Consider the following 20,394-nt stretch of genomic DNA (forward strand, 5'->3'; position numbering starts at 1 on the left):
GATGCCGCCACTGTTAGGATTCCGTTAATCCTTCCCGATCCGAGGCGTGCCGACCGGTCCAGAGGGCTCGCTGCCTTTGGCGGCGGCGGCGATGGCGCTCCTTCATCCGAACGGATGTTCCAAGCGCTTCTTAGGATTTTCTTCATACTTTTGTCTAGTACACGCGAACCCCGCCGCCCTCTAGGAATGCCCCGCAATTGCGACCATCAGCAACAAACGGAGGCGGTCATGTCATTCAAGAGCATACGGATCAGCGGTCAGCTCGGCTTGCTTGCCGGCGTTGTCCTCATCGGATTTGCCGCGATTGGCGGCCTGTACTGGTATGGCGTCGGTCAACAGAATGCGTTCCGCATCGCCGAGGACGCCGCCGTTCTCGCCAAGGAGACGGTATCGGCTGCCAGCTACGAATTTCTCGAGGCCCGCGGGCAGGAGAAGAATTTCCTGATGCGGAAGAGCGACGCCGATCTCAAGGCGCATTCGAACGCGGTGGCCGCCGTACGCAAGAATTTCGATGCACTCAAAGCGATGACGGTCCTGAGAGACGATGCGAAGATGCTCGAGGAGATCGGTACCGGGTTCGAGGCCTATGTCGCAGGCTTTAATAAGCTCGCAGAGCAGGTGCGCCAAGCCGGCTACACGGAAAGCGAAGGCCTGCAGGGAGCCATGCGAAAGGCGGTGCATGAGATCGAGAGCTCCGTCGCTGCCGCCGGAGATCTCCAAGCCACGGCCGATATGCTGATGCTTCGGCGTCACGAAAAGGACTTTCTCGCACGGTCCTCCAAGCAGTATGTCGATGCCTTCACGAATGCCGAGAAGATACTGCTCGCCCATTTGGCCGCGAGCAATCTAACCGAGGCCGACCAAGCGCATGTCAGGGCGCTGATGGCGGAGTACAGCAAGTCCTTCCACGATCTGGCGGGCGTATGGATGGTTATCCCGACGGAGACCGCCGCCCTTACGCAAACATTCAACGCGATTACGCCTAAGGTTGGCGGTCTCATCAGCAAGATCGCGACCATCGCCACGAATGCGGCAGCCGAGAAGCTGGCGACCGACGCGCGCATCAATCTGCTCATGATCTCCACGATTCTCGTGTCCCTGATCGCTGTCGGCATCGTCTGCATCGTGATCGCCCGTGCGATCACCCGGCCCTTGACCGCGCTCACCGGTGCCATGCAGAGCCTCTCGTCCGGCGCGCTCGAAACCGAGGTCCCCGCTCGGGAGTATCGGAACGAGATCGGCACGATCGCCGCGGCGCTCGGCATATTCAAGGACTCGGCTTTGCGGATGCGCGAGCTCCAGGCCGAGGCCGAGCGCAAGGGTGCCGAGTCGACGATGCGTGCCTCCAAGCTCGGTGCGGCGACCCAAAAGTTCGAAACCACCATCCAAGACGTGACCAGCGCCTTGGCGAGCTCCGCTGGCCAGATGCGCTCGACCGCCGAAGCCATGTCGGCGACCGCCGAGGAGACCTCACGCCAGTCGACGGCCGTCGCCGCAGCCTCCGAACAGGCATCGACCAACGTCCAAACGGTGGCGGCAGCCGCAGAGGAGCTCTCGGCGTCGATTTCGGAGATCTCCCGGCAGGTCGCGCAGTCGACGGTGGTGACGGGCACCGCATTGGGCCAGGCGAACCAAAGCTCCGCCGCGGTCCGGAGCCTCGCCCAGTCGTCGATGAAGATCGGGGAAATCATCGATCTCATCAGCGAGATCGCCGGCAAGACCAATCTGCTGGCGCTCAACGCCACGATCGAGGCGGCGCGGGCGGGCGAAGCCGGCAGAGGCTTTGCGGTGGTCGCCTCCGAGGTCAAGTCGCTCGCCACTCAGACGGCCAAGGCCACCCAAGACATCACCCAGCAGATCTCGACGATTCAGGGCCAGACCGATGCAGCCGTGAAGACCATCGGTGTCATCTCGGAGACCATAGGCGAAGTGAACGCGATTGCGACCACCATCGCCTCGGCCGTCGAGGAGCAGGGTGCGGCCACCAAGGAAATCGCCCGGAATGTTCAGCAGGCCGCAGCGGGAACCAACGAGGTCTCTTCGAACGTGACGGGGGTCAGTCAAGCAGCGAGCGAGACGGGAAAGAGTGCCGCCGATACGCTCAAGGTCGCGACTGATCTCGGCGCCAAGGCGGAGCTGCTGAAGGTCGAGGTGGAGCGGTTCCTCTCCGAGGTGCGGGCGGCATAAGAGAGCACGGCTTCCGGCCACCCGCGGTCTTGGTGGTACTTATGTGTCGACATGATACGCTAGCGCCAATTGCCGTTTGAGGCCGAACGGGCTTTAGAATTGATTTGGTAAGGTGGTCGGGGAGGGGGGCTCGTGCGCCCCTTCTTGGCTTTGGCGATCACCTCCGGGCAGTGCCGTTGATCGACCGGACTTGCGAATGGAGCCGATGACCGCCTTCGATGCCGCGAAACAAGAAGCGCTGCTTCGTCAGCTTGTAGGCGGCGTGATCGTCTCCTGCCAGCCGGAGCCGGGAGGTCGTTTCGATGCACCCGAGTCCGTGGTCGCCTTTGCGCTGGCGGCGACGGCGGCGGGGGCGAAGGGCTTGCGCATCCAGGCGGCGAGAAACGTCGAGGCGGTGCGGAATGCCTGCGCCTTGCCGGTGATCGGCATCGTCAAGCGCGACTTGGAGTCGAGTCCGGTTAGGATCACACCGCTCATCGCCGATGTGGAGGCGCTGGCGGATGCGGAGGCGGCAATCATCGCCGTCGATGCAACCGAACGGGTGCGGCCGACCCCGGTGGCCGAGCTGATCGCCGCCATCCACCGGCGCGGCCGGATCGCGATGGCGGACATCGCCACTCCCGGTGAGGCGCTTAGCGCCGTCGCCGCCGGCGCGGACGTGCTCGCCTCGACCATGTCTGGCTACACAGGCCCGGGGCCGACGCCTGGCCTTCCCGACCTGGCGCTCGTCCGCTACTGCGCCACGCTCGGGCGCCCGGTTTTTGCGGAAGGCCGCTACAATACGCCGGCGCTCGCCGCCGAAGCGATCCGTGCCGGTGCCACGGCCGTCGTGGTGGGATCGGCGATCACCCGGCCGGAACGCATCACCGCGTGGTTTCGTGCCGCGGTCGAGGCAGCGTCGCCGACAACGACGCCGGTGTTGGCCTTCGACATCGGCGGCACGAAGACGCTTGCCGCCCTGGTGCTGGGCGCCGAGGTGCTCGAACGTCGGATGGTGCCGACGCCGCGCGATGTCGCGGATCCCGGCTGGATCGAAGCGATCGCCCGGCTCGCCTCCGGCTGGTCGGGCCGCTACGCCATCGCGTCCGCGGTCGTGACCGGCTTGGTGGTGGCTGGCCGCTGGTCGGCGGTCAATTCCGGCGTCTTGCAGATTCCCGAAGGCTATCCGTTGGAGGAGCGCCTATCGAAGGCATTGGGCGTTCCCACATTGAGCATGAACGACGGCAATGCGGCGGCGTGGGGCGAGTATCGCCATGGCGCCGGGCGCGGGCGGGATCTGGCCTTCGTCACGGTTTCCAGCGGGATCGGCGGCGGCATCGTCTCCCAGGGGCGCTTGCTGTGCGGAGCGCGCGGTTTTGGCGGCAGCCTCGGGCAGGTGCCCTGGAAGCTTGGCGCCGAAGGCCGGTCGCTCGAGGCCCGAGCCTCCGGCTTCGGGATGGCGGCGGTCGCGCGGTCCCAGGGTCGCGCTGCAGAGGCGCCGGACGCAGCCGCGATCTTCGCGGCGGCAGGGCGAGGCTCCCCCTGGGCCGAACAGATCGTCGCCGACGCGATCGACGACCTCGCCGCAGCACTCGTCGGACTGCAGGCCATCATCGACCCGGATCTGATGGTCATCGGCGGCGGGGTCGGCCTGGCCGAGGGCTTTATCGAGAGGCTCCGCCAGGCAGCGCAGAAGCACCATCGCCTGCTGGTGCCGAAGATCGTCCCGGCCGCGCTCGGAGCCGATGCCGGCATCGTCGGTGCCGCCGATCTCGCGCTGACGGGCGAGGGGCCGGCCATGCGCTAAACAAAAAGCCGCGCCAGTTGCCTGGCGCGGCTTTGCCGGAGCTGGCCCGACTAGTGGTGGATCGAGACTTCCTTGTTATCCTTGAGGAAGAGATAGCCGACCACCACGGTCATGAGCGAGACGACGATCGGGTACCAAAGTCCATAGTAGATGTCGCCGGACGAAGCCACCATCGCCGTGGCGAGCAGCGGCAGCATGCCGCCAAACCAGCCATTGCCGATGTGATAGGGCAGCGACATCGAGGTGTAGCGGATCTTGGTCGGGAACAGCTCGACCAGGAAGGCCGCGATCGGCCCGTAGACCATGGTGACGTAGATCACCATGATGACGAGCAGCAGCTCGACCATGAAATAGTTGACCTTCGCCGGGTCGGCCGTGGCCGAGAAGCCGGCGGCTTTGAGCGCGTCGTTCCATTTCGCCGTGTTCCAGCCCTCGACCTTGGCACTGCCGATGGCGACGTTCACCGCCGGGCCCGGCGCGTGCACGGTGGTGAACGACAGACCGGCCTTGGTCAGGAAGTCCTTGGCCCGGTCGCAGTCGGTGAAGCTCGACCACGGCCCGACGAAGATGTGGAAGTTGCAGTTGGCCGCGTCGGCCGTCAGCACGATCGGGTTCTTCTGCTGGAAGGCCTCGAGGTCCGGGTTCGCATAGTGGAGGAGGCCATGGAACAGCGGGAAGTAGGTCACCGCGGCGATCAGGCAGCCCGCCAGGATGATCTTGAGCCGTCCGATGCGGTCCGACAGCGCGCCGAAGACGATGAAGAACGGCGTGCCGATGAGCAACGATAGCCCGATCAAGGCATAAGCCGTCACGAAGTCGAGCTTGGCCGTGATGGTGAGGAAGAAGAGGGCGTAGAACTGGCCCGTGTACCACACCACGCCCTGGCCGGCGGTGGCGCCGATCAGCGCCAGGGCCACGAATTTGTTGTTCGGGTACTTGAAGAAGCTTTCGGTGAGCGGAGCGGATGAGCCGCGCCCCTCCGCCTTCATCCGCTGGAATACCGGGGACTCGTTCAGCTTGAGGCGGATATAGACCGAGAACACCAGCAGGATGAGCGACACCAGGAACGGAATGCGCCAGCCCCAATCGATGAAGGTCTTGGCATCGAAGGTCGTCCGGCACAGGCCGATGACCAGGAGCGCCAGGAAGAAACCCAGCGTCGCCGTCGTCTGGATCCAGCTGGTGGCGTAGCCCCGCTGATTCTCGGCCGCATGTTCGGCGACGTAGGTCGCGGCACCGCCGTATTCGCCGCCAAGCGCCAGACCCTGCGCCAGACGCAGGCTCACCAGCAGGACGGGTGCGAGCCAGCCGATTGCCGTGAAGGTGGGCAGGAGGCCGACCGCGAATGTGGCGCTACCCATGACGACGATGGTGATGAGGAAGGTGTATTTGCGCCCGACGAGATCGCCGATCCGGCCGAAGAAGACCGCACCGAAGGGGCGCACGAGGAAGCCGGCCGCATAGGTCGCGAAGGCCGAGAGCAGCGCCGCCGTGTCGTTGCCTGGCGGAAAGAACAGGGCGGCGAAGAAGGGGGCAAGAGTGGCGTAGAGGTAGAAGTCGTACCACTCAAAGACGGTGCCGAGCGAGGAGGCGAAAATGACTCGCCGTTCTTCCTCCTTCGACACTATGGGCCGCAAGCGGGTGTCAAGGACAGCTTCTGCAGTCATCGGTGGAATCCTCCGCGTATCGGTTGAGCAATTTTTTTCATTTGGATCGGCTGATGGGTGGATCGGCAAGGGAGAAGCCGGCCCCGGCAGGCCGAGGCGGCCTGGAAGTCCGTCCTTGGCGCGCATGGCGCCCCGGCTTCGCCGATTTCGTCATCGTTTCCATCCCCCTTGCTTGGCTTTGCACCCACACCGCAGCCAAGTACCGCCGGTAGGGCACGGGGCGTTCTCCGGCCCTCGCGCAGTTCCGACCACGGGCGATCTCGCCACTGTAAAAATCGCCTGTGTCGCGCTTTCGTGGGTCAAGCATATGTCATAATGAGGATCTATTCGCAATGCGAAAGGATCTCGCGAGTGCCGTGAAAGATCATCTCGACCCTTGAATCTTGGTATTAACCTGGCTGACGTTTGCTTTTGCCTAGATTTCAAGCATGCGCGCCAATTCTGCGGCTTCTCTGGTCGGATAGCCTTCTTTCGCGGTTGCAACTTGTTCCTTCGCAGCTGCGGCAAGCCAGGGCCTGGTGTGAATTTGCCGATTCGACCGCAGCGTGTACGCCGAGGGAGGCCGCGCGACTTCGCCTGGCTGCCCACGCTCGTGCCAACTCGGCCCTGTACAGCCAAGGCCTCGATCTGGCGAAATGCGCCCGTCCACCTCGGTCCTCCCAAGCAGTGTTGCGGACGGTCATGACGCTGAGCGACAAGCGTGCAAACAATCTCGGCTACTACTTCAGCAATGCGGCGATCGCGCATGCGGAGAAGGTGGCGTTGATCGATCTGTCCGGCTCGGCGCCGCGCGAGATCGCCTACGCCCTCTTGGACGAACGCCACGACCGGTTTGCCGCGCTCATGAGCGGGCTCGGGCTCAAGCCCGGCGACCGCATGGCAATGGCAGTCGGCAATCGCTTCGAGTTCGTCGAGATCATGTACGGCGCCATGCGGGCGGGCGTGGTGCCGGTGCCGCTCAACACCAAGCTCGCCGCCGATACGCTCGACTACACGATGAAGGATGCCGGCTGCGTCGCCGCCGTCGTCGAACCCGGCGCCAATCCGCATATGGTGGGGCTGGTCGATGGCCTCGATCTGAAGGTCAAGCTCGCCTTCGCTCCGGTGCCGCAGGGTTGGCTCGACTATGAACGGGAGCTGGCGCACGCCGCGCCCGAATTCGATCCGCCGGCGATCGCCGATGATCACCCGTCGTTCCAGCCCTATACCTCGGGTTCGACCGGTCGGCCGAAGGGTGTGGTGCTGACGCATGAAGGGCAGCTCTGGTGGATCCGCTGCTTGCAGAAATACTGGCCCGGCCCTCCCGATCAGCGCGCGCTCGCCGCCGTGCCGCTCTACCATAAGAACGCCATGGCCGGCGCCATCAAGCCGATGCTGCAATGTGGCGGCTCGGTGGTGATCCTCCCCAATTTTGAGCCGCGCCGGTTCCTGCAGGTGCTCTCCGACTACCGCTGCACCCATGCCGGCGGCGTGCCGGCGGTGTTCACGCTGCTTCTGCAGCAGCGCGACCTCATTGCGAGCCTCGACTTCTCCTATCTGCAGGCGCTCAAGATCGGTTCCGCACCGACGCCGAAGGAGCTCATGGACGCGGTCGAGGCCGCCTTCGGCGTCAAGGTGTCGGAAAGCTATGGGCTCACCGAGGGGGGGCCGGTGATGATCGGTCCGCCGCTCGATGGCAGGGAGGTGCCCCATGGCAGCTGCGGGGTTGCCTGGCCCGAGGGCGAGATCAAGCTCGCCAGCGCCGACGGCAGGGCGAGCGGCAGCTATGGCGAGCTGTGGGTCAAGAACCCGGGTGTCACGCCGGGATATCACGGCCTGCCCGAGGTCAATCGCCAGCGCATCGTCGATGGCTGGCTCAAGACCGGCGATCTGTTCAGCCGGGACGCGGGCGGCTTCTACTATTTCCGCGGCCGTACCGACGACATGTTCAACTGCGGTGGAGAGAACGTCTATCCCCTCGAGGTCGAGAATCTCCTGCTGAAGCACCCCGCCGTCGCCGACGTCTCGGTCGTGCCGGTGCCGCACAAGATCAAGGGCGAAGCGCCGGTCGCGATGGTCGTACTCGCCAACGGTAAAGCCGCGGACGAGACCGCGCTGAAGTCGTTCTGCCTTTCCGGCGGCCCTGCCTATGCGCATCCGCGCCGCGTCTTTTTCGTCGACGACCTGCCTTTGAACGGCGCCGGCAAGACCGATCGCAAGGTCGTGCAGAAGCAAGTGCTGGCCATGCTGGGCGAGGCGGGCCTGGGCGGCGCGTGACGCTTCGGTGCCGATAACGCCGCCATGATCGATGGGCGCGACGATCCCGCATAGCCCCTCTCACCCATCTCGCTTGGACGGCGCATCGCGCGACGGGCATGGGACAGCGATAGAGCCGCTATCAGGCACGGCGTCGGGCGCCACGAGTCTCTCGAGCGCTGCGGTGCTGGCGCCGCCTTCATGGCTGTCCCTCCGGCCGGGAGATCTTATTGTGTCTCCTCGGATCGGACTCTAGGACTCGTCGCCCCGCCGCTCAACTAGGGTAAACCCTAGTGTCCCGCCCCTGTAATTCGTCCGCGAATTTCCGGGATAAGCGGGTCGCTCATCTGTTTAAACGAGTGTGATTTGGGTTTCGAGGCTCGCCTGCGCGCTTCGGAATCGTCCCGCTCGTGGGGATGGCGGGCTTCAGCCGGTTAACGAAAGGCGTATCAGCTCCGCCAGGGAATGCACCTGAAGCTTCTCCATGATGCGCGCGCGATGCCATTCGATGGTCTTGACGCTGACCGCCAGCTCGTCGGCGATCACGCGGTTCGGCTTTCCGGCGACGACGCGCTCCATGACCTCGCGCTCGCGCGGGGTCAAGGCCGCCAGCTGCGAAGACACGCCTTCGCCGCGTCGACGTCGCGCCCAGGAATCCGCGCTGCTCTTCAGACATGTGCGAACGAGCTCGACCAGGTGCCGGTAGTCGAAGGGCTTGACCACGAAGTCGACCGCCCCATGCTTCACCGCCGCGACCGCTTGCGCGATCTCGGCGGTGCCGGAAATGAACACGATCGGCAGCTCGACGCCACGGTCCTTGAGTCGCTGCTGCAGCGCCAGCCCGTCCATGCCGCCGAGCGTGAGGTCAAGCACGAGGCACACCGGCCCGTCCGCTTCGAAGGCCTCGAGGAACGACTCGCCGCCGTCGCAGCCGACGACGCGAACGCCTTCCCGTCCCAGCAGCCAGGCGAATAGACGACGAATCGACGGGTCGTCGTCCACGACATAGACGACCGGCCTTGCCATCTCCGGTTCGACCGAGGCCACAGCGGCGCCCCAGGCCATGCGCGCCTCCCGTCCTGCGCCGGGCAATGTTGATGCTTACGGGGGATTCTGACAATAGGCATAAGATCGTGGCGGCCCCCCGACCGTTAGTAAAATCGCGCAACTTTATGATCGTCAATCGGACGGCGCCCGGCGCCGGCGGCATTTCGAGGCCCAAGGCGGCGGCGGCCACGCGCCTCGCTGGCTGGGCGGGTGACAGCGCTACTTCGCCGCCACCATCGCCGGCCGACGTTCGGCGGCCGGCACCAGGAACGCGAAGGTCGCGCCCTTTCCGGGTTCGCTCTCGACCCAGATCCGGCCGCCGAAATGCTCGATGATGCGCCGCGAGATCGACAATCCCAGGCCCGAGCCTTCGGGTTTGTCGGTGAGCATGTCGCCGACCTGCCGAAACTTCTCGAAGATCACTTCCCGGTGCTCGGGCGAGAGTCCCGGCCCGTTGTCGGCGACGTGGATCTCGACACCCCCCGCCGTCGCCGTGGCGCTAACCCTGACGCGGCCGGCGTTCGGCGGTGAGAACTTGACGGCGTTCGAGAGCAGGTTGATCACCACCTGCATGAGCTGGTCGCGATCGGCGCTGACGCGCGGCAAGCCGTCCGGGATCGCCGCATCGAGGCTCACGGATTTCTCGGTGAAGAGCTGGGCGATTGCGGCCATCGCATCCCCGACGACGGCTTTGGCGTCGACCGGGCCGATGCGCCAGTCGAACCGGCCGGCTTCGATCTTGGCGAGATCCAGCACCTGGTTGATCAGGCGCGTCAGGCGCTCGCTCTCCTTGGCGATGATGCCGAGGAACTCCTGGCGCTCATCCGGCGCGATGTCGGGGTTGTCGCGAAGGATCTCGGAGAAGGAGCGAATCGAAGTGAGCGGGGTGCGCAGCTCGTGGGTGACGGTCGCAAGAAACTCGTCCTTGAGGCGGTCAAGCTCCTTCAACCGCTCATTCGCGGCCCGTAGCTCACTCGAGGCCCGCTCCAGCTCGAGCGATTTCTGCTCGAGCTGCCGGCTGAACTCGATGACCTGCGAGGCCTCGTCGAGGATGGCCATCACCTCCTCGAGGCCGACATTCTCGCCCTTGACCGCGGAGGCCACCATCACGCGCGCCGAAGCGGCGCCGATGGCGCCGGCAAGGAGGTGCTCGGCGAATTGCAGCAATGCCGCATCGACCGAGGCAAGCTTCGCGAGATTGAGCCCGCGGCTCGCGGCATAGCCGCCGAAGGCGCGGTCGGCGCGCTGGCGGCCGATGAAGCGGGCGACCAGCGCGTAGAGCTCCCGGTAGGACGCCTCGCCGCGACCGAGCGGGCCGCCGCGACCGCCCGTCGGCTGCTGGAACGCGGCGACGAAGCGCGTCGCCTGGACGCGTTCGGTCGGGCTCTGCCGGACCGCAAGAGACAGCGCAATGTAGCCCCCGACATTCGCAACCATGCTCCAGAACAGCGAGTGCGCCAGAGGGTCGAAGCCGGCGAGGCCGAAAAGGGCGTAGGGCTTCAAGAGAGCGACCCCCCAAGGACCTTCGCTCAGGAACCCGGGCGGCAGCCAGCCGGAGCGCACAAACGAGGGGAGCAGCAGGGTGTAGACCCAGACCGCGAAGCCCAGAGTGAGCCCGGCCAGCGCGCCGGCGCGATTGCCGCCGCGCCAATAGATGCCGCCGATGATGGCGGGCGCGAACTGCGCGACGGCGGCGAAGGACAAGAGCCCAATCGCGACGAGCGCGTAGGAGCCGCCGATGAAGTGGAAATACAGGTATCCGAGAAACAGGATGAGGACGATGCTGCCGCGACGGATCGCGATCAGCAGCCGCGTGAGGTCGCCGCGCTTGGTGAGACGAAGCCAAGGTATGCGCAATAGGATGGGCATCGCCAAGTCGTTGCAGACCATCGTCGACAGCGCGATCGTCTCGACGATCACCATGCCGGTGGCGGCGGAAAGTCCGCCGATGAAGGCCAGCAGCGCCGCGGCGGGATTGCCGTCGAGGATCGGCAGCGCCAGCACGAAGGTATCGGGATCAATCGACTCCTTGCCGAAGATCAGCAGCCCGGCGAACGCCAGCGGCAGCACGAACAGGTTGATCACCAGCAGGTAGAGCGGGAACAGCCAGACCGCCTTGCCGAGGTGGCGCTCATCGACGTTCTCCACCACTAGGATTTGGAACTGCCGCGGCAGGAACAGGATGGCGGCCATCGACAGAAGCGTGAGGGTGACCCAGCCGCCATAGCCGCTGCCGCCGACGCTGGTGAGCAATGGCGCGATCTCCGGGTCCGCCACGGCTCTGGTGAATATGTCGCCGAAGCCGTCGAACATCGCATAGGTGACGAACGCACCGACCGCGACGAAGGCGATCAGCTTGACGATCGACTCGAATGCGATTGCGGCGACCATGCCGTCGTGCCGCTCGGTCGCGTCGATGTGGCGCGTGCCGTAGAGCATGGCGAACACCGCCATCAGCGCGGCGACATAGAGCGCGGTATCGCCGAGGAGCGGCGTTTCCGCGTCCGCCTCGGGCATGACGATCGCCGGATAGTGCGAAAGCACCTGGTAGCTGGTGGAGACCGCTTTCAGCTGGAGCGCGATGTAAGGCGTGATCACGACGACGGCGATGATGGTGACGAGGCCACCGAGCACTTGGCTCTTGCCGTAGCGTGAAGCGATGAAGTCGGCGATCGAGGTGATGCGATTGCTCTTGCTGATGCGCAGGATCTTGCGCAAGAGCGGCCACCACAGGATCGCCACGAGGGTCGGGCCGAGGTAGATCGGCAGAAAGTCGATGCCGCTGGTCGCCGCGCGGCCGACGCTGCCGTAGAACGTCCATGCCGTGCAGTAGACGGCGATCGACAGGGTATAGACATACGGGCTCGCGACTACGCTGCGGCCGGCATCCGCGCGCTTGTCGCCCCAGTAGGCGATCGCGAACAGCAGGCAAAGATAGCCGAAGCCGACGAGGAGAATGGCCCAGGCGGGGAGCATGGGGCGGCCGCCCCCTAGCTTTGCCGCTTGGGCTCGACCGAATCGGCGGCGGCCTCGCGGCCCCGTCCGGTCTCGATTGCGAGCGCGAGCAGACCGACCAGGAGCGCCCAAGCGACGAAGAGATAGAGAAACAGCAGCGGGATCCCGGCCACGAGCACGTCCGCGCGGACCACGGCGAGCAGAGGCGGGCTGATGAGGAGCACACCCAAGAGGAACAATGCGATGAGACGATCGCCGAAATTGGCCGACGTCATAGGCGCCTCGAATTTCACGCCGCAGCGTTCATGCCCGCCGGGCGGCTGCGGGGCCTGCGTGGGACCATAGCATGCGCCTGCGCGATTGCCGAGCTTGGTCGGCTCGTCTCAGGGGCCGTCGGGGCCGAGCATCCGCTTCACCCGATCCACCAGCCCTTGGGTCGAGAACGGCTTGGTCACGTACTCGTCCGCCCCGAGAGCCAACCCCTTCTCCTGCTCGACGTCTCGGCTCTTCGCGGTCAGCATGATGATCTTGATCTTCTTGCCGTCCGCCGCCGCCCGGATCGTCTGGCACACTTCGTAGCCATTGCGCCCCGGCAGCATGACGTCGAGCAAGATCAAATCCGGGGCGCGTTCGCTGACGGCCTGCAATGCCGCGTTCCCGTCGCGGGCCACGCGAACGTCGTATCCCGCCTGCCGGAGCAGGAACTCGATCGAGAGCACGATGCTGGGCTCGTCGTCAACGACCAGGATCGAGCGCTGCATGGGCCGTCTCCGTCGATTTCGCCCGCTCGCTGGCGGTGGTGGAGCTGCGCTGGAGAACTTACCGCTCCGACCGTCTGCATGTCACTGCCGTACGAATCTTGCACGGCGATGCCCTGCATCCACCGCAAGGCCCTCGCCGTGGTCGTTTACAGCACGTCCGGTGTCCGACCATAGTACGGCGCAATGCAAACTCAGCCTCGTCACGCATCCGCCCATCGATCACGGACGCGATCGTCGATCCACGGGAGGCGCGGCAATGAGCCAAATCGTTGATGATCCGGCACTGCAAGGCTTGTTCGCCTATTGGCTCAGACAGAAGGGCCAGCGGCTGATGCCGAGCCGCGCCGATCTCGATCCGGTGGAGATGACGGCGCGATTGCTGCCGCATGTGACGCTGCAGGACGTCGTCTACGATGCCGGGCGTCGGCGCTATCGTTACCGGCTCATCGGCTCGGTGCTGCAGCAGGCGCTCGGCGTGCACGCATTGCGCAAATACGTCGACGAGACGGTTCCCAACACGGCCGGTTATCGCGACTACGTCATCGCCATCTATGACGAGATGGTGGAAACGCGGCAGCCGATCTATTGCGAGACCGTGTTTGCGCTGGCCACCTTTACGCGCCCGGTGTTGTCCAAGCGCCTGACGATGCCGCTCTCCAGCGACGGAGAGACCGTCGACATGGCCTTCGTCGGGCATAGCATCGAATATCCGAACGTAGCGGAGACGGCATCGCTCATCGCGCTCGAAGGCTTCAAGGTGCTGGAACGGCGCTATCTCGGCCGATGAGCCGGGGAGTGCCGCACCTCTCGCCGCGTTCAGCCGAGCTTGGTCGAATAGCAACCCCGACCGACCGCGACCAGCCGTCCGCTCTCGTCGCTGACCTCGATGTCGACGATGCCGACGGTGCGGCCATGGCGAACCACCCGGGCGGTCGCGAGCAGGGCCGAGTCTTCCGCCGGGCGCAGATAGTCGACGCGCAGATCGATGGTAGGGACACCACCGCCCAGCTTCGATGCAAGCGCATAGTCGCCGGCGATGTCGATCAGCGCCGCGATCACTCCGCCATGGATCTGCTTGTGTTTCGAAGAGCGCTGGAACTCTCGCCGGAACGGCATCCTGAGGGTGACGGTGCCGGCCTCGCCATCGAGGTCGACGAGCTCCAGATCGAGAAACTCGTGGAAGGGCGGCTCCTTCAGATGCTCGGCCAGCTTGGCTCTCAACCCCGCTTCCGTCATGGCACCAGCACCACCTTGCCGAAGACCGCACGCTGTTCCATGAGCCACTCCGCTTCGCGCCCCTCCGACAGGGGCAGGATATGGCTGATCACCGGCTTGATCCGCCCAGCCGCAACCAGGTCGAGAAGCCTCGCAATATCCTCCGTCGACCAGCCATTGCAGCCGACGATGGTGATCTCTCGCGTCCAGATGTAGCGGATATCCTCTTGGGGAGCGAAGCCGGCGGTGGCGCCGCAGGTCAGGAGCCGGCCATGATGCTTGAGCGCGCGCAGCGCCGGCACCCAGGTGTCGCCGCCGGTGTAGTTCACCACCACGTCGACGCCCACCTTGCCGGAGATGCGCCAAGCCTCTTGGCTGAAATCCACCTTGGTGTAGTCGATGAGATGGTCGGCGCCGAGAGCCCTGAGCTTGTCGAGCTTCTCGGCCGAGCTTGCGGCGGCCAGCACCTCAGCGCCGATCATTTTGGCGATCTGCACCGCCGCGGTGCCGACGCCGCCGCTGGCGCCGAGGATCAGCACCTTTTCGCCGGGGGCAACGGCGCCGCGCACGGTCAGCATGCGGAACGCGGTGCCGTAAGCGACCGGCAGGCACGCCGCCGCCTCGAAGCTGACGCCGTCCGGAATTCGCAGCAAGTTCTGCTGCGGAGCGCAAGCGTACTCGGCCATGCCGCCGAAGATGTCCTCGCCCATCATGCCTGCAGCCGTGCTCGGATTGACCAGGACCCGTTCGCCCACCCGCCAGCCGGTGACACCGTCGCCCAGCGCGGCGATCTCGCCCGCGATGTCCCCGCCGGAGATGAACGGCGTCTTGACCGGCAGCCCCGGCATGCCGCGGCGCACGAAGATGTCGAGATGATTGAGACCGCAGGCCCTGACCCTGACCAGCACCTGGCCGATCTCAGGCTCCGGATCAGGCCAATCGTCGTACACCAAATTGTCGAGGCCACCCTGGGCCTTGATGATCATGGCCTTCATGCCTTGCCTCGATCTATCCCGTCATCCCGACGCTCGGACCCGCGCCATGCTACTGGGGCGTGCCGCCTGGCGAAAGCCCGGAGATCGGACTACCGCAGGGCGTAAAAAGGGGTCTAAGCTTCGCCTTTCAACACCGTTTGGGAGGCGTGTTCATGGCGATATCCACCAAGCGATGGGGCGCGTGGGCGGCTGCTGCCATCGTTCCCTTGGCGCTGGCTGCGGGGCCGACTCCTGCGGCTGCGCAAAAGACGCTCAACGTCGTTCTTCATGCCGATCTCAAGGTCCTCGATCCGATTTGGACTACGGCCGACATCACCCGCTATTACGGCTGGATGGTCTACGACCAGCTGTTCGCGCAGGACCTCGAGGGCGGCTTTCAGCCGCAGATGGTCGATAACTACAATGTGAGCCAGGACGGGCTCACCTATACCTTCGCGCTCCGCGACGGTCTCAAATTCCACGACGGCAATCCGGTCACCACCGCCGACGTGGTCCAGTCCTTGAAGCGCTGGGCCGCCCGCGACGGCGCCGGGCAGATCCTCTACAAATTCGTGAAGGACGTCGCCGCCGTCGATGCGAAGACGTTCAAGATGACCTTGAGCGAGCCATACGGGCTTGTCCTCGACTCCATCGGCAAATACGCATCGTTGCCGGCCTTCATCATGCCGAAGCGCCTTGCCGACACCGACCCGCAGGTTCAGGTCACCGAGGCGACCGGCTCCGGCCCGTTCAAGTTCGTCAGGGCTGAATGGAACCCGGGCAGCAAGGCGGTCTACGTCAAGAACGCCGACTATGTGCCACGCAAGGAAGCGGCAAGCATGTTTGCCGGCGGCAAGGTGGTCAAGGTCGATCGGGTCGAGTGGGTCTATATGCCCGACGAGCAGACCCAGGTTTCCGCCCTCGACAAGGGCGAGGTCGACTTCGTCGAGACGCCCCGGGTCGATCTTCTGCCGGTCCTGCGCAAGAACTCGCACATCAAGATCGAGCCGCTCGACAAGGTGGGTAATGTCGGCATTCTCCGGCCAAATCACCTGCACCCGCCCTTCAACAATGTGAAGGCGCGACAGGCGCTTCTGTGGATCGTCAATCAGGACGACTATCTGCAGGCGATCTCCGGCGCCGACATGTCGCTGGCGACTAAGTGCGGCGCCATCCTGGTCTGCGGGACGCCGATGGCGAACGAGACGGGCTCCGAGGCACTCCTCTCGAAAGAACCGAAGGCGGCGCGCATGGCCAAGGCCAAGGCGCTTATGGCCGAAGCTGGATACAAAGGCGAGCCGATCATCTTGCTCGAGCCCAGCGACAATCCGAGCCTGCATGCCGCGGGCGTGGTGTTGACCGGGCTCATGCGCGAGGCCGGGCTCAACGTCGACCAGCAGACCATGGAATGGGGTACTCTGGTCACCCGGCGGGCGAAGAAGGAGCCCCCCCCGGCCGGCTGGAACATCTTCCAGACCTCCGGTGGCTTTTCGGACGGCAACCCGGCCTTCTCCATCATCCAGGCTGCGAACTGCGAGAAGGCGTGGTTCGGCTGGCCCTGCGATGAGAGCTTGGAGAAGCTGCGGCTGGATTGGGCCAAGGCCAAGACGCTCGACGAGCGCAAGAAGATCGCCCTGGACATTCAGAAGCGGGCGATGGAGACCGTGCCTTGGATCAATTACGGCCAATGGGTGCAGCCGGTCGCCTATCGCGACGGTCTGAAGGGACTGCTGGTGGTCCCCGAGACCGTATTGTTCTGGAACGTGGAGAAAGGGTGAGCTGAACGGCGGATGGCGGGCGCAAGACCGCCGTCCTCGCTCATTGCAGGGCCACCGTCCGCCGACGGTGGCCCTTCGCTTTTGCGATCGCACCGGCGTGCTAACCTCGCCCCGCCAAAGAAGAATTGGGGAGGACGGTCATGCTCGAAACCACAATCGCCGGCAGCCTGCCGAAACCGAGCTGGCTGGCCGAGCCGTTGCGCCTCTGGGCGCCGTGGCGGCTTTCGGGTGCGGCCCTCGAGGAGGGTAAGCGCGACGCCACCCTGATCGCCCTGAAGGAACAGGAAGACGCCGGCATCGACATCGTCACCGATGGCGAGCAGTCGCGGCAGCATTTCGTGCATGGATTTCTCGAGCGTGTTGAGGGTATCGATTTCGCGCGGCGCGTGACCATCGGGATCAGGCGCGACCGCTACAAGGCCGAAGTCCCAACCGTCACCGGAGTGCTCAGGCGCTCGGGGCCGGTGCATGCGGTCGAAGCCAAGCTTGCCCGCGCCCACACCAAGCGGACGCTGAAATTCACCTTGCCCGGGCCGATGACGATCGTCGACACCATCGCCGACACCTACTACGGCGACAAGGTCAAGCTCGCCATGGCCTTCGCCGAGATCCTCAACGAGGAGGCAAGAGAGCTCGAGGCGATCGGTGTAGACGTCGTGCAGTTCGACGAGCCGGCCTTCAATGTCTACATGGAGGAAGTGAGGGACTGGGGGATCGTCGCGCTCGAACGGGCGCGCGCCGGTCTCAAGTGCAAGACCGCGGTGCATATCTGTTACGGCTACGGCATCAAGGCCAATATCGAGTGGAAGCAGACGCTCGGTCGGGAGTGGCGGCAATACGAGGAGACATTCCCCGTGCTGGCCCAGAGCAGCATCGACCAGGTCTCGCTCGAATGCGCCAATGCCCGGGTGCCGGTGTCGCTTCTGGGCCTGCTCCGCGGCAAGGATGTGCTCCTGGGCGCGATCGATGTCGCAACCGAGGTGGTGGAGTCGCCGGAGATGGTGGCCGCCACGATCCGCAGCGCATTGCCCCATGTAACGCCGGAACACCTCTATCCCTGCAGCAATTGCGGGATGGCGCCGCTCGCCCGCGCTCTCGCCATTGGCAAGCTTCGCGCGCTTGCCGCCGGAGCGGCACTGGTTCGCCGCGAGCTCGGAAGCTGAGCCGCATCCTCGCCAGCCGCCACCGGCCGGTCATGCGAAGGCGGCCGATCGCCCCCATATTCTGAGCCGGGCACGAGCCGTGGCGGCCGACGGGCTGACGGCAGCGAAGGAGAAGCTGGATGAAGACGACCCGCTACAAGGATCGAACCCTCAACAATCATCCGCTCCATCCCGAGACGCTGATGATGGGCTATGGCTATTCGCCCAGCCTTTCGGAAGGCGCCTTGAAGCCGCCGATCTTCCTCACCTCGACCTTCGTCTTCGAGAGCGCCCAGCAGGGCAAGGACTTCTTCGATCTCACCGCCGGCCGCCGGCGCCCGCGGGAGGGCGAAAAGTCCGGCCTGGTCTATTCGCGCTTCAACAATCCGAACTTCGAGATCCTCGAGGATCGTCTCGCCGTCTGGGACGACGCCGAGCGCGCTGCGGTCTTTGCCAGCGGCATGGCGGCGATCGCGACCATGATGCTGGCGTTCCTGCGTCCGGGCGACACGGTGCTGCACAGCCGTCCGCTCTACGGCGGCACCGAGACGCTGATCCGCAATCAGCTGACGCAATTCGGTATCACGCCGGTCGGATTCACCGACGGAACCGACAAGCGGAAGATGGCGGAAGCCGCCGAGGAGGCGCGCGGCATCGGGCGGGTCGGCTTGATCATGTTGGAGACCCCGGCCAACCCGACGAATGGCCTCGTCGATCTAAAGGCGATGGCGGCCATTGCCGACTCCTTGGGCAAGAAGCAACGGCACCGGCCGCCGGTCGCGGTCGACAACACGCTGCTCGGGCCGATGTACCAGAAGCCGCTCGAGCACGGAGCCGACCTCGCCATCTACTCGCTCACCAAATATGCCGGCGGTCACAGCGATCTCGTCGCCGGCGGCATCTGCGGCTCCGAGGAGCTCATGCGCAAGATCGTGATGCTCCGGGGCGCGCTCGGGACCCAGCTCGACCCGCATTCATGCTGGATGCTTTTGCGTTCGCTGGAGACGCTGAGCATCAGAACCGAACGGGCGAACGAGAATGCGCGCAAGGTCGCAGACTATCTTGAGGGTCATCGAAAGATCGCCGCCGTGCACTATCTTGGCCGTCTCGATGCCGCCGATCCGCGCAAGGCGATCTTCGATCGGCAATGCACGGCGCCGGGTTCGACGTTCTCCTTCGAGGTCAATGGTGGGGAGAAAGAGGCGTTCCAGTTGCTCGATCGGCTGCGGATCATGAAGCTCGCCGTCAGTCTGGGCGGGACCGAGACGTTGATCTCGCATCCTGCCTCGACGACCCATTCCGGGGTGGCCAAAGAGCTTCGCGAAGAGATCGGCTTGAGCGATGCGACCATCCGCATCTCGGTCGGTATCGAGAATCCCGAGGATCTCATCAAGGATTTGGAGCAGGCTCTGGCCGGGGGCTAACCCGCATTTGCGGGTTGGGGACGGCCCGGGTGCCGTCATTCGGCCGGGTTCAGGCGTTCGATGCAGCGCTCGAGCCGGCAACGGTCGCGCAAGTAGAGCGTCTTGCCTTTGCGATGGATCATGCCCTGCTGCTCCAGCAGGGAAAGGACTCTGGCAACGGTCTCGCGCGTGGTTGCCGCGCGCCGGGCAATGTCCTGCTGGGTCGGCACGGGGTAGACCGACCACAGTCCCGGCGTGGCCGGGTCCTGGCGGGCCATCCGCAGCACTTCCTGCTCGACGCGCTGCACGGCGCCGAGCGTCGCCAGGTCCATGATGCGCTCATCGCAGCTTCGGACCACCCGCGCCAGCTGGTTGAGCACGTGCATGGCTACGTCGGGATGCTGCCGCAAGAGCGTCTGGAAGGTACGGGGCGGCATCCAGGCCAACAAGCAGTCCGTGTCGGCGACGACCGCCGCCGATCGAGGTTCGCCATCGATGGCCGAGAGCTCGCCGAAAAAGGATCCGGCGCTGAGCGTGCCATACGCGATCTCGCGGCCGGAGACCGAGTAGTTGACGACGTCGACTTGGCCTTCGACGACGAAGTAAACATCGCGGCAAGCGCTGTCGCGACCGAGGATCTGTTCACCGCGCCGGTAGCGTCGCCAAGTGGCGGCTCGGTCGAGCTGGCCGAGATCCAACGCCGACAGGCTGGCGAAGGCGGCGATGCCGGCGAGCCGACTCACGCAGGCGTGCTGGTCCCCTGCACCCGGCGCATCAGCCGGGGGCGCGGCATAATTGAATGTCATTGGATGCCCCCAAGGACGGCCGGCTAGTGGGATCGGCGGGGGGCGGAGCGGCTCCGGCGGGGCTTGGCATACGGCTCCGGCGGGGCGGGCGGCACGCAAGCCTGGGTGATGGTGGCATAGCGCGTGGGGCAATGCGTCACCGGGTGGCTCTTCAGAAAGCTGGCAATCTCACGACGGGAGCGCGCCAGCTCCTCGGATGACGGACGGTGCGCCGGCGGCAGCTGCACCGTGCCGAAGGCCAGGTCAGCCTCGAACCAGGGGAGTGCCGCGGAGATCGCATTCTGCGTGTTTGCCCGGATGCCCATTCTTGCCTCCTGTGGAGAGCAGGATTGCCCTCGCCCGCCCGAGCTGCAGGAAGCAGGCCACAAGAATGAGCAAGATGATTCAAAGGCTTGAGAAGGCTGGGCAGGGGCAGAGGCGGACGCCGGTCGGCAGAAA

General features: G+C 65.2%; 16 protein-coding genes. 7 read left to right on the forward strand and 9 right to left on the reverse strand.

Translation table 11 applies throughout. The features are described 5' to 3' along the window. Positions 1-228: 228 nt before the first annotated feature. Positions 229-2,187 (forward strand): methyl-accepting chemotaxis protein, encoded by a 1,959-nt coding sequence (locus HY058_06465; protein ID MBI3496928.1) that lies wholly within the window; start codon positions 229-231, stop codon positions 2,185-2,187. A 205-nt stretch (positions 2,188-2,392) separates the two neighbouring features. After that, positions 2,393-3,973: a putative N-acetylmannosamine-6-phosphate 2-epimerase gene (locus HY058_06470; protein MBI3496929.1), complete on the forward strand. Its 1,581-nt coding sequence runs from the start codon at positions 2,393-2,395 to the stop codon at positions 3,971-3,973. Positions 3,974-4,023: 50 nt separating this feature from the next. Here HY058_06470 and HY058_06475 read toward each other — a convergent pair whose 3' ends face one another. Beyond that, positions 4,024-5,640 carry an MHS family MFS transporter gene (locus tag HY058_06475; protein ID MBI3496930.1) on the reverse strand — a complete coding sequence of 539 codons (1,617 nt, stop codon included), beginning with the start codon at positions 5,638-5,640 and terminating at the stop codon, positions 4,024-4,026. A gap of 681 nt (positions 5,641-6,321) precedes the next feature. Here HY058_06475 and HY058_06480 point away from each other — a divergent pair. Next, entirely contained in the window at positions 6,322-7,896 is a 1,575-nt protein-coding gene (locus tag HY058_06480; GenBank protein MBI3496931.1) for an acyl--CoA ligase, read from the forward strand. 405 nt (positions 7,897-8,301) lie between these two features. On the opposite strand, the gene HY058_06485 is transcribed toward HY058_06480, so the two are convergent. The 4 genes from HY058_06485 to HY058_06500 form a co-directional block, all read right to left on the reverse strand. Continuing rightward, a complete protein-coding gene (locus HY058_06485; protein MBI3496932.1) occupies positions 8,302-8,940 on the reverse strand; it encodes a response regulator transcription factor in 639 nt (212 codons plus the stop codon). 201 nt (positions 8,941-9,141) lie between these two features. Further along, positions 9,142-11,898: a histidine kinase gene (locus HY058_06490; GenBank protein MBI3496933.1), complete on the reverse strand. Its 2,757-nt coding sequence runs from the start codon at positions 11,896-11,898 to the stop codon at positions 9,142-9,144. A gap of 14 nt (positions 11,899-11,912) precedes the next feature. Continuing rightward, positions 11,913-12,152: a hypothetical protein gene (locus HY058_06495; protein MBI3496934.1), complete on the reverse strand. Its 240-nt coding sequence runs from the start codon at positions 12,150-12,152 to the stop codon at positions 11,913-11,915. Between the two features lie 108 nt (positions 12,153-12,260). Then, positions 12,261-12,638, reverse strand: coding sequence for a response regulator (locus HY058_06500; GenBank protein ID MBI3496935.1), 378 nt, complete (start codon positions 12,636-12,638; stop codon positions 12,261-12,263). A 256-nt stretch (positions 12,639-12,894) separates the two neighbouring features. On the opposite strand from HY058_06500, the gene HY058_06505 reads away from it, so the two are divergent. Next, on the forward strand, positions 12,895-13,425 hold the full coding sequence (locus HY058_06505; protein MBI3496936.1) for a PAS domain-containing protein: 531 nt from the start codon (positions 12,895-12,897) through the stop codon (positions 13,423-13,425). A gap of 29 nt (positions 13,426-13,454) precedes the next feature. Here HY058_06505 and HY058_06510 read toward each other — a convergent pair whose 3' ends face one another. Together HY058_06510 and HY058_06515 are read right to left on the reverse strand one after the other, a co-directional pair. Next, positions 13,455-13,874 carry a PaaI family thioesterase gene (locus HY058_06510; GenBank protein MBI3496937.1) on the reverse strand — a complete coding sequence of 140 codons (420 nt, stop codon included), beginning with the start codon at positions 13,872-13,874 and terminating at the stop codon, positions 13,455-13,457. Then, positions 13,871-14,848, reverse strand: a complete 978-nt coding sequence (locus HY058_06515; protein ID MBI3496938.1) for a zinc-binding dehydrogenase — start codon at positions 14,846-14,848, stop codon at positions 13,871-13,873. Before HY058_06515 ends, HY058_06510 begins: the two co-directional genes overlap by 4 nt. Before the next feature lie 152 nt (positions 14,849-15,000). On the opposite strand from HY058_06515, the gene HY058_06520 reads away from it, so the two are divergent. The 3 genes from HY058_06520 to HY058_06530 all read left to right on the forward strand — a co-directional run bounded on the left by HY058_06520 (position 15,001) and on the right by HY058_06530 (position 19,171). Continuing rightward, positions 15,001-16,605, forward strand: coding sequence for an ABC transporter substrate-binding protein (locus tag HY058_06520; GenBank protein ID MBI3496939.1), 1,605 nt, complete (start codon positions 15,001-15,003; stop codon positions 16,603-16,605). Between the two features lie 140 nt (positions 16,606-16,745). Next, a complete protein-coding gene (locus HY058_06525) occupies positions 16,746-17,768 on the forward strand; it encodes a methionine synthase (GenBank protein MBI3496940.1) in 1,023 nt (340 codons plus the stop codon). A 119-nt stretch (positions 17,769-17,887) separates the two neighbouring features. Further along, positions 17,888-19,171 (forward strand): cystathionine gamma-synthase family protein, encoded by a 1,284-nt coding sequence (locus HY058_06530; protein ID MBI3496941.1) that lies wholly within the window; start codon positions 17,888-17,890, stop codon positions 19,169-19,171. Positions 19,172-19,206: 35 nt separating this feature from the next. Here the strand turns inward: HY058_06530 and HY058_06535 are convergent, their stop codons facing one another. Both HY058_06535 and HY058_06540 read right to left on the reverse strand, forming a co-directional pair. Beyond that, complete coding sequence (locus HY058_06535) at positions 19,207-19,893, reverse strand: Crp/Fnr family transcriptional regulator (protein ID MBI3496942.1); 687 nt, start codon at positions 19,891-19,893, stop codon at positions 19,207-19,209. A gap of 86 nt (positions 19,894-19,979) precedes the next feature. Next, positions 19,980-20,261 carry a hypothetical protein gene (locus HY058_06540; protein ID MBI3496943.1) on the reverse strand — a complete coding sequence of 94 codons (282 nt, stop codon included), beginning with the start codon at positions 20,259-20,261 and terminating at the stop codon, positions 19,980-19,982. Positions 20,262-20,394: the final 133 nt, after the last annotated feature.

Source organism: Pseudomonadota bacterium (assembly GCA_016195085.1).
Lineage (GTDB): Bacteria > Pseudomonadota > Alphaproteobacteria > SHVZ01 > SHVZ01 > JACQAG01.